Annotated in this window: 8 protein-coding genes; 2 read left to right on the plus strand and 6 right to left on the minus strand. The window is 53.5% G+C overall.

From position 1 onward, the window contains the following. Positions 1 to 796 (plus strand): amino acid ABC transporter permease (locus ACTG34_RS11340; protein ID WP_439105016.1); only part of this gene is annotated, 796 nt, incomplete at its 5' end. 16 nt (positions 797 to 812) lie between these two features. Next, on the plus strand, positions 813 to 1,601 hold the full coding sequence (locus tag ACTG34_RS11345) for an amino acid ABC transporter ATP-binding protein (RefSeq protein WP_439105017.1): 789 nt from the start codon (positions 813 to 815) through the stop codon (positions 1,599 to 1,601). A 75-nt stretch (positions 1,602 to 1,676) separates the two neighbouring features. Here the strand turns inward: ACTG34_RS11345 and ACTG34_RS11350 are convergent, their stop codons facing one another. The 6 genes from ACTG34_RS11350 to ttcA form a co-directional block, all read right to left on the minus strand. Beyond that, on the minus strand, positions 1,677 to 2,183 hold the full coding sequence (locus ACTG34_RS11350; protein ID WP_439105018.1) for a SixA phosphatase family protein: 507 nt from the start codon (positions 2,181 to 2,183) through the stop codon (positions 1,677 to 1,679). Further along, positions 2,183 to 3,073, minus strand: a complete 891-nt coding sequence (gene argB, locus ACTG34_RS11355; RefSeq protein ID WP_439105019.1) for an acetylglutamate kinase — start codon at positions 3,071 to 3,073, stop codon at positions 2,183 to 2,185. Before argB ends, ACTG34_RS11350 begins: the two co-directional genes overlap by 1 nt. A gap of 95 nt (positions 3,074 to 3,168) precedes the next feature. Then, positions 3,169 to 3,816 (minus strand): ribosome biogenesis GTP-binding protein YihA/YsxC, encoded by a 648-nt coding sequence (gene yihA, locus ACTG34_RS11360; protein ID WP_342841728.1) that lies wholly within the window; start codon positions 3,814 to 3,816, stop codon positions 3,169 to 3,171. Positions 3,817 to 3,832: 16 nt separating this feature from the next. Next, positions 3,833 to 5,662 carry a membrane protein insertase YidC gene (yidC, locus tag ACTG34_RS11365; RefSeq protein ID WP_439105020.1) on the minus strand — a complete coding sequence of 610 codons (1,830 nt, stop codon included), beginning with the start codon at positions 5,660 to 5,662 and terminating at the stop codon, positions 3,833 to 3,835. Positions 5,663 to 5,800: 138 nt separating this feature from the next. Continuing rightward, positions 5,801 to 7,327 (minus strand): putative bifunctional diguanylate cyclase/phosphodiesterase, encoded by a 1,527-nt coding sequence (locus tag ACTG34_RS11370; RefSeq protein WP_439105021.1) that lies wholly within the window; start codon positions 7,325 to 7,327, stop codon positions 5,801 to 5,803. Between the two features lie 76 nt (positions 7,328 to 7,403). Then, positions 7,404 to 8,267, minus strand: coding sequence for a tRNA 2-thiocytidine(32) synthetase TtcA (ttcA, locus tag ACTG34_RS11375; RefSeq protein WP_439105022.1), 864 nt, complete (start codon positions 8,265 to 8,267; stop codon positions 7,404 to 7,406). Positions 8,268 to 8,306: the final 39 nt, after the last annotated feature.

Here is an 8,306-nt window from a genome sequence, read left to right on the forward strand (position 1 = left end):
CTTTGTAGCGATGCGGATCGCGGCGCGCTTTGGCGACCTAATTGCGCTTTTCATAGGGCTAGCTGCGGCATTTGTATGGTTCATTTTTGTGGGTTCAGCCGTTGTATCCATGCTTGATGCGACCATGCCAGTGGGGCACTTGCTAGAAGTTGAGAGCCGCGAACTTGGTGGCTTTATGATCTGCGTGATCATCGGTATCGCAGGTATTGCTATGTCATTGCCCATCGGTGTCGTTTTGGCTCTTGGTCGGCAGTCTGACTTGTTGATTGTAAAAGCGATCTGCGTTGGCTTCATCGAGTTCATTCGTGGCGTGCCGCTGATCACCTTATTGTTCACGGCGTCCTTGATCTTGAACTACTTCTTGCCGCCCAACACGTCTTTCGATTTGACCGTCCGCGTTATCATTATGGTGACGATGTTTGCCTCTGCTTATATGGCCGAGGTGATCCGTGGTGGTCTCGCGGCGCTGCCTAAAGGGCAATACGAGGCGGCCGATGCTCTTGGTCTCGACTATTGGAAGGCGCAGCGCCTCATCATTATGCCGCAGGCCTTGAAGATCTCTATTCCGGGTATCGTGAACACCTTTATCGGGCTGTTTAAGGACACCACGTTGGTGATGTTTATCGGCATCTTTGACATGCTTGGCCTGTCAAACGCCATTCGCGCCAACTCGGCATGGAACGGCGTGTATTGGGAATTGTTTATCTTCATCGGGTTGGTTTTCTGGGTCAGTTGCTTTGCAATGTCGCAATATTCCCAGTGGCTAGAGCGCAAGCTGCGCACAGATCATCATTAAGAAAGGAGACCAGAACATGTCTCTCGTACAAGAACGCACGATCAATCGCAGCCAGATGCAGGTTTCCGATAAGGTCGCAATTCAGATTACCAATATGAACAAATGGTATGGCGATTTTCACGTCCTTCGCGATATCAATTTGACCGTCAATCAAGGTGAGCGGATCGTTATTGCAGGGCCGTCAGGATCGGGTAAATCGACGATGATCCGTTGTATCAACCGTCTTGAAGAGCACCAAAAAGGTCAGATTATTGTAGATGGTACTGAGTTGTCCTCAGACCTCAAAAACATCGACAAGATCAGATCTGAAGTTGGAATGTGTTTTCAGCACTTCAATCTCTTTCCGCATTTGACCATTTTGGAAAACTGCACGCTTGCCCCCATGTGGGTTCGCAAAACACCCAAGAAGGAAGCAGAAGCACTTGCAATGCATTTCCTCGAAAAGGTGAAAATCCCCGAGCAGGCTGACAAGTATCCCGGCATGTTATCAGGTGGTCAGCAACAACGTGTGGCTATCGCGCGCTCACTATGTATGCAGCCACGCATCATGCTGTTCGATGAGCCGACATCGGCCCTCGATCCAGAGATGATCAAAGAAGTGTTGGATACAATGATCGAGCTCGCCGAGGAGGGCATGACCATGTTGTGCGTGACCCACGAGATGGGCTTTGCCCGTCAGGTCGCCAACCGCGTGATCTTTATGGACCAAGGCCAGATCGTGGAGCAAAACGAACCGGAAGAGTTCTTTAACAACCCGCAGTCAGATCGCACCAAACTGTTCTTGAGCCAAATTTTGGGTCACTAACGCGTCCGCGCAAGTCGAGACAAACAAAAGGGCGCCCGATGTGGCGCCCTTTTCGTATTTCGCATTCTGTGTGGTTTAAGATTTTAATGCGCGCGGCGTGATGAAATCAATTACACGGTTTTCGCCGAACTTTGCCTGCGCCCATGTGGCCACGTCGACGTCAAACACTGCTGTTGCACAAGTTGGGTAGCGGACAAAGTCGGGGTGAGCGACGGGGTGAGACGCAAAGTGCGAAACGAAATCTCCGATACCTGGATTATGGGAAATGAGCAGAACCGTGTCACCCTTGGCCTGTGCGAGGGCACGCAGAATCTGGAAATCAGGCGCGTGATAGAGCGCTTTTGTCGACGACTGGTCAGGCGCAGCATCGAACGCGTTTAGAACGCACGCACAGGTCTGTGTGGTGCGCACAGAGGATGACAGGATCACTGTATCGGGGATATAGCCCTTTTGTGAAAGCCATTTCCCCATTGCAAGAGCGTCAGTCTGCCCGCGCTCATTGAGAGGGCGTTCAAAATCCGTCAGCAGAGGGTCTCCCCAGCTTGATTTGGCATGACGCATTGCAATAAGGCGCAAAGTCATTACGCGCTTTGCGGCCGTATAGTGGGTTGAGTGTCTCGAATAAGAGAACCGGCCCCGTGCTCTGTAAAGAGCTCAAGCAAACAGGCGTTAGGGGCGCGACCATCTAAGATGACCACAGCGCGAACACCCTCTTTGAGTGCGTCAAGTGCCGTTTGAGTCTTGGGAATCATGCCTCCGGCAATCACCCCCTCGTTGGTGAGCTCAATAATCTGCTCTGAGTTAAGGGCGGTGAGCACCTCGCCATCGCTGCCTTTGACGCCAGAAACATCAGTGAGCAACAGCAGACGATCAGCTTTCAGCGCGCCCGCGATCGCACCTGCGGCCGTATCGCCATTCACGTTAAAGGTTTCACCGTTTTTACCCGCACCAAGCGGCGCAATCACCGGAATGAGGTTTTCATCGCCAAGTTCACGAATGATGCGCGGGTCCATGTCTACGGGCGTTCCAACAAAGCCCAAATCAGCATTTGTCTGTTCGCAGATCATGAGGTTGGCATCCTTGCCGGATATGCCGACTGCGCGCCCTCCTTGTCCGTTTATCGCCTGCACAATCCGCTTGTTCACAAGTCCGGACAACACCATTTCGACGACTTCAACAGTTGTCTTGTCTGTGACCCGCTTGCCATTCACGAACGTACTCTCGATACCGAGTTTATCCAGCATCTGGTTGATCATCGGGCCGCCACCATGAACGATGACGGGTTTGACCCCGACTTGCTGCATGAGAACGACATCACGGGCGAAATCTTCCATGGCTTCATCAGAGCCCATGGCGTGCCCACCCAACTTGATGACCACAGTGGCGCCTTCATAGCGCTGCAAGAATGGCAGTGCTTGGGAAAGAGTGCGGGCGGTGGCGATCCAGTCTCTGTTCATATCTTGCTTCTTCATATCCATGGCATCCATTGACGAGCGTTATCCATCAATACCGTGAAGGGGCTGACTCCTGCAAGGCGGTGCAGGGGAGCAGATTACTGATGTTCGGATCAAACGAGATTGGCAATAACCGCACGCAGGACATCCACACCCCAGCCTTTTTCCGAGGACGTAACGATCATCTCGGGGTAGGCGGCTGGGTGTTGCGCGATCTTTTCACGGACTTGCTGCATAATTTTTTCACGCTCGACGTCTTTCACCTTGTCCGCTTTGGTCATCACCACTTGGAATGTGACTGCGGATTTGTCGAGACGTGTCATGATCTCTTCGTCGACAGATTTCACGCCGTGACGGCTATCGATGAGAACGAATGCACGGCGCAGAGTCGCGCGACCAGACAGGTAGGCTTTCAGGAGACGTTGCCATTTCTCGACTGTTTTGATCGGGGCCTTGGCGTAGCCATACCCCGGAAGGTCCACAAGGTAGTGGCTCTCACCGCAGGTGAAGAAGTTGATCTCTTGTGTGCGACCAGGTGTGTTGGACGCTCGTGCGAGTGCCTTGCGCCCTGTTAGCGCGTTGATCAGTGATGATTTGCCAACGTTCGAGCGCCCTGCAAAACAGACTTCGATGCGGTCATCTGGCGGCATACCGTCCATTGCGACGACACCTTTGACAAAGTCGGTCTCGCCTGCAAACAGCAAACGACCCTTTTCCAAGGATGCAGCATCTGGTTCTACGATGGGGAATGTAAGCTTCATGAGTGAGACGCGCCCGTTAGGACGCGTCCTCCTTTTTCTTTGAGCGCAACGAACCCAAGATATTACCCAGAACTTCCGGCTTATGGCCGTGGCTGCGCATGATCAGGTACTGCTGCGTAAATGTGATTGTGTTGTTCGCGATCCAGTAAAGGACGAGACCGGAGGCAAAGCTGCCGAGCATGAACATGAACACCCATGGCATCCACGCCATGATCATTTTTTGGCTTGGGTCGGTGGGCGCGGGGTTCAGCTTTTGCTGAAGCCACATTGAGATACCGAGCACGATCGGCAAAATACCAAGCGATAGGATCGCGAATATCGAACCAGGCTCGGGCGGTGTGAAAGACAGCAGGCCAAACAGGTTCAGGATCGACGATGGATCGGGGGCTGAGAGGTCGCGAATCCAGCCGAGCCATGGGGCATGCCGCAATTCGATTGTGACGAAAATCACCTTATAAAGTGAGAAGAACACGGGGATCTGTAGGATCAGTGGCAAACAGCCCGAGGCAGGGTTCACCTTGTTCTTTTTGTAGAGGTCCATCATCCCGCGCTGCATCTTCTCGCGGTCATCACCAGCCTCTTCCTTAAGCTTTTCCATTTCTGGCTGAAGCTCTTTCATCCGCGCCATAGAGACGTAGGATTTGTAGGCGAGCGGGAACATGATGCCTTTGATGATCAGCGTCAGAACGATAATCGACCAGCCCATGTTGCCAATAATGGCATTCAGAGCATGTAGCAGACGGAAGATTGGTTTGGTGAAGAAGAAGAACCAGCCCCAATCAATCGAATCGACAAAGTGATAGATGCCGACTTCGTCTTGATAACGCTTGATCGCCTCCCATTCCTTTGCGCCAGCAAACAGATAGGTGGTGTTTTCAACCGACGCGCCTGGTTCAATGGTTTGCGCGGGTAGGCGGCTTTCTACTTGGTAAATTTCCGAGTTTGCCACGTATTTCACAACGGAGGTGAAGGATTGACCGGGTTGCGGAACGAGTGTGGTCATCCAGTTTTTGTCGGTAAAGCCGACCCAACCGTTTTCTTCAACCTGAGCGACGGAGGCTTGTGCGCCCTCGCGTGCGACCATGTCATAGTCTGCAATGTCTTTGTAATCGGCCTCTTCGAGTGTTTTGTCCGTCAAGCGGACAAGACCCTCGTGCAGTACAAAGTAGCGGGACACTTCAGGGGTGCCATGGCGTGCGACAATCCCGTAGGCCGCCATACGTTTGGCATCGGCCCCTTTGTTTTCAACGGACTGTGTGATTGTGAAGAGGTAGTCTTTGTCGATGGAAATTGTCCGACGAAACACCAGGCCGCTATCGTTTTCCCAAGCGAGGGTCACAGGGGCGTCCAGACCAAGAGCAGTGCCGCTTTCAACGGACCACTCGGTGTTCGCACTCGGCACGTCAGCACCGGTCAGATCGCCACCGGGTGCCCAACCATATACCGCGTAATATGGCGCATCGGACCCCACGGGGGTCAGCAATGTGACAATCTCGTCGCTATCCAGCTCGGTTTTGTAGTCTTTGAGGGACAGGTCATCAATCCGGCCACCGATCAGCGAAATCGATCCGACAACGCGGTCCGTCTCGATGTCGATGCGTGGCGCATCTGAAACCGTTGTGGCAGGTTGCGTGACCGCGCCATTTGTCGTTATGCCCGCATCGGTTGAGGGCGGGGCAAGCGCGATTGTGTCGCCCGCTGCGCCTTGAGATGCCACACTTTGCTGAACTGTAGGTGCGTTCGGATCTATGACTGGCTCCGGCGCGGGGAAAAAGTATGTCCACGTGAGCAACACGATCCCGCTAAGCACAACTGCAAGGATCAGATTCTTGTTTTGATCGTCCATTCCGGCCGCCTGATTTTTGGAATTATATCTGTGCAGGTTCAATCTGCCTAGAGCCGAAAGGTCAAGCTGTTTTGCCCGAAAATGGGGTGTTTTGCGGCAAACTTAACGGTGTGAGGCGCGTGCAGGGCGTTTACCAGCTTATCCCGCATGACGCCCGATGGGTGGAGTCGATGCAATTTTTGTATTATGTTGCGCCAACCATGCGCTTACATTTGCCTCGGGGAGAGGGCGCGACACTGAAAATCCCTGCACGTATCCACATCCAAGTTGGGCAAGCATCGCGTGCTCTCCGAGCGTTTCAACGCCCTCAGCCAGAGTTTCCAAGTTCAATTGCTCTGCCATTGTCAAAATTGCAGTCAGCATGTTTTGTTGTTCGCGGTCACGATCACAACGCGCCACATAGGAGCGATCAATCTTTATCCGGTCCACGGAAAACCGGCGGATATTCGCAATCGAGGCGTGACCCGTTCCATAGTCATCAAGGTCGATACGACACCCAATTGCCTTGAGCGCCCTTATATTGCGCGGGATGATGTCATCATCAGTTGCGGCAATAACATTTTCCAATATTTCAATTTCGAGACGGTCAGGCGATAGGTCAAACCGGTCCAATTCCCAAGTCAGCTTTTCCACCAGCTTCGGGTTTGCAAGTTCGGTGGCCGTGAAATTAACAGAGATCGAACCGATTTTGATGTCGCCTTGATCCCAGTCGCGGAGCGCGGACAGGGCGTGAAACCGGATCACCTCACCCAGACGCTCCAAAAGCCCAAGCTCTTCCAACACGGGAAGAAATGTGGCGGGGAGAATCACGCCGCGCTCGGGATGCTCCCAGCGTGCCAAGGCCTCCATTCCCGTCACTTCGCCTGTGTCTGTCGATACTTGGGGTTGGAACCACGGAACGATGTGCCCGTTTTCAAGGGCCGCTCCGAGTTCATCAGGATCGCAGGTTTGTGCCGATTGGCGTCCGGTGAGGTCTGACGAGTAGGCCCGAATTGAACCCGAGCCGTTATGGATGGCGTCCAAAAGCGCCACCTCTGCGGCATCTATATACGCCGCTGCGGTTTGTGCTGGCGCGCGCGTGGGGGTGCAAAATCCGATTGATGCCGATCCATATATTTTGGATGCATTGATAGAATATGGCTCTGCGAGGGCGGCCTGAATGCGAGACGACAGTTGTATCAAGGTCTCAAGGTCGGCGCGATGGACGGGCGCAAGAGCAACTGCAAAACGGCTCTCAGCCAGCTTTGCTACGATATCGTGCTCTCTTACCGTCTCGACAATGCGTTTTGCCGCGATTTTTTGTAACGTATGCGTGGTTTCAACGCCATAGGACGCAGATATCGCGCCAAGGTTCTCAATTTCGATCATGAGGCACGCGGTTGTGCGCCCGTTGGCGACAGATGTCTCCAAAACGCCATCAAGTGTCGTAATAAAAGCAGGGCGAAGCGGTAGGCCCGTTTGTCCATCTCTTTGGTGTGGGCGCGCGCGGTCCGCGTAAAACGCATAGACAGCTGCGGGAAATATCACCGAGGATACAATGAGCGCGGCCTCGCCCCCAAACCAGTAGGCGGCCAGAAATATCGCAGGAAGAAAAGCAATGCTCTGGGGCTTGGCCGCGATACGGCGCAAGGTCGCAAAATCTGGAACTGCAACTGGTTTTTTCACGTGCCACCTCATCCATCGCGCCGTCTATGTGGGCGATCCTTGAGTGATAAATACGTGCAAAAAGGTGGCTGTCAGGTTAACGCAGGCGCGGAATATCTGTAGATTCTTCGCCTTTTTCCGAAAGTTCCAATCCGGCAAAATCAAATAGTTTTGGATCGAGCATATGAGAGGGGCGAATGTTCGTGAGCGCTTTGAACATCACCTGTCTGCGTCCGGGGGCATTTTTTTCCCAGCCATCAAGGATTTGTTTGACCTGTTGGCGTTGTAGCCCGTCTTGGGAGCCGCACAGATCACATGGAATGATGGGGTAGTTCATGGCGGTTGCGAATTTCTCACAATCGACTTCGGCTACGTGGGCAAGGGGGCGATAGAGAAAGAGATCGCCCTCTTCGTTGACCAGTTTTGGTGGCATCGTCGCAACGCGTCCACCGTGAAACAGGTTCATAAAAAAGGTTTCTAGGATGTCATCACGGTGGTGGCCGAGCACAACCGCCGAACAGCCCTCTTCGCGCGCGATCCGGTACAGGTTGCCACGGCGCAGGCGCGAACATAGCGCGCAAAAGGTGCGCCCCGCGGGGACCTTGTCCATCACAATTGAGTAGGTGTCTTGGTATTCAATGCGGTGCGGAACGCCCATTTTCTCAAGAAACGCGGGTAGAACCGTTGCGGGAAAGTTGGGCTGACCCTGATCGAGATTACATGCGATCAGCTCGACAGGCAAAAGTCCGCGCCATTTAAGCTCATACAGCACGGCCAAAAGAGTATAGCTGTCTTTCCCGCCCGAGAGGCACACCAGCCATTTCGCGCCGCGTTCGATCATGCCGTACTGCTCAATCGCTTCGCGTGTATTGCGCACAATCCGTTTGCGTAGCTTTTTGAATTCGGTGGTCGAGGGCGCACCGTGAAAGAGCGGATGGATGTCTTCGAGTTCATCAGGCATCGGGAGAGTCCTTGGGGGGTGTTTTGGGGTCTGGGACCG

The sequence above is a fragment of the Celeribacter marinus genome (assembly GCF_965656515.1).
Classification (GTDB): Bacteria; Pseudomonadota; Alphaproteobacteria; order Rhodobacterales; family Rhodobacteraceae; genus Celeribacter; species Celeribacter marinus_D.

Bases quoted from the DNA above. Each gene is read 5' to 3' on its own strand.
- yidC (WP_439105020.1), bottom strand. From the start codon at position 5,662: ATGGACGATCAAAACAAGAATCTGATCCTTGCAGTTGTGCTTAGCGGG.
- argB (WP_439105019.1), bottom strand. From the start codon at position 3,073: ATGAAGAAGCAAGATATGAACAGAGACTGGATCGCCACCGCCCGCACT.
- yihA (WP_342841728.1), bottom strand. From the start codon at position 3,816: ATGAAGCTTACATTCCCCATCGTAGAACCAGATGCTGCATCCTTGGAA.
- ACTG34_RS11345 (WP_439105017.1), top strand. From the start codon at position 813: ATGTCTCTCGTACAAGAACGCACGATCAATCGCAGCCAGATGCAGGTT.
- ACTG34_RS11350 (WP_439105018.1), bottom strand. From the start codon at position 2,183: ATGACTTTGCGCCTTATTGCAATGCGTCATGCCAAATCAAGCTGGGGA.
- ttcA (WP_439105022.1), bottom strand. From the start codon at position 8,267: ATGCCTGATGAACTCGAAGACATCCATCCGCTCTTTCACGGTGCGCCC.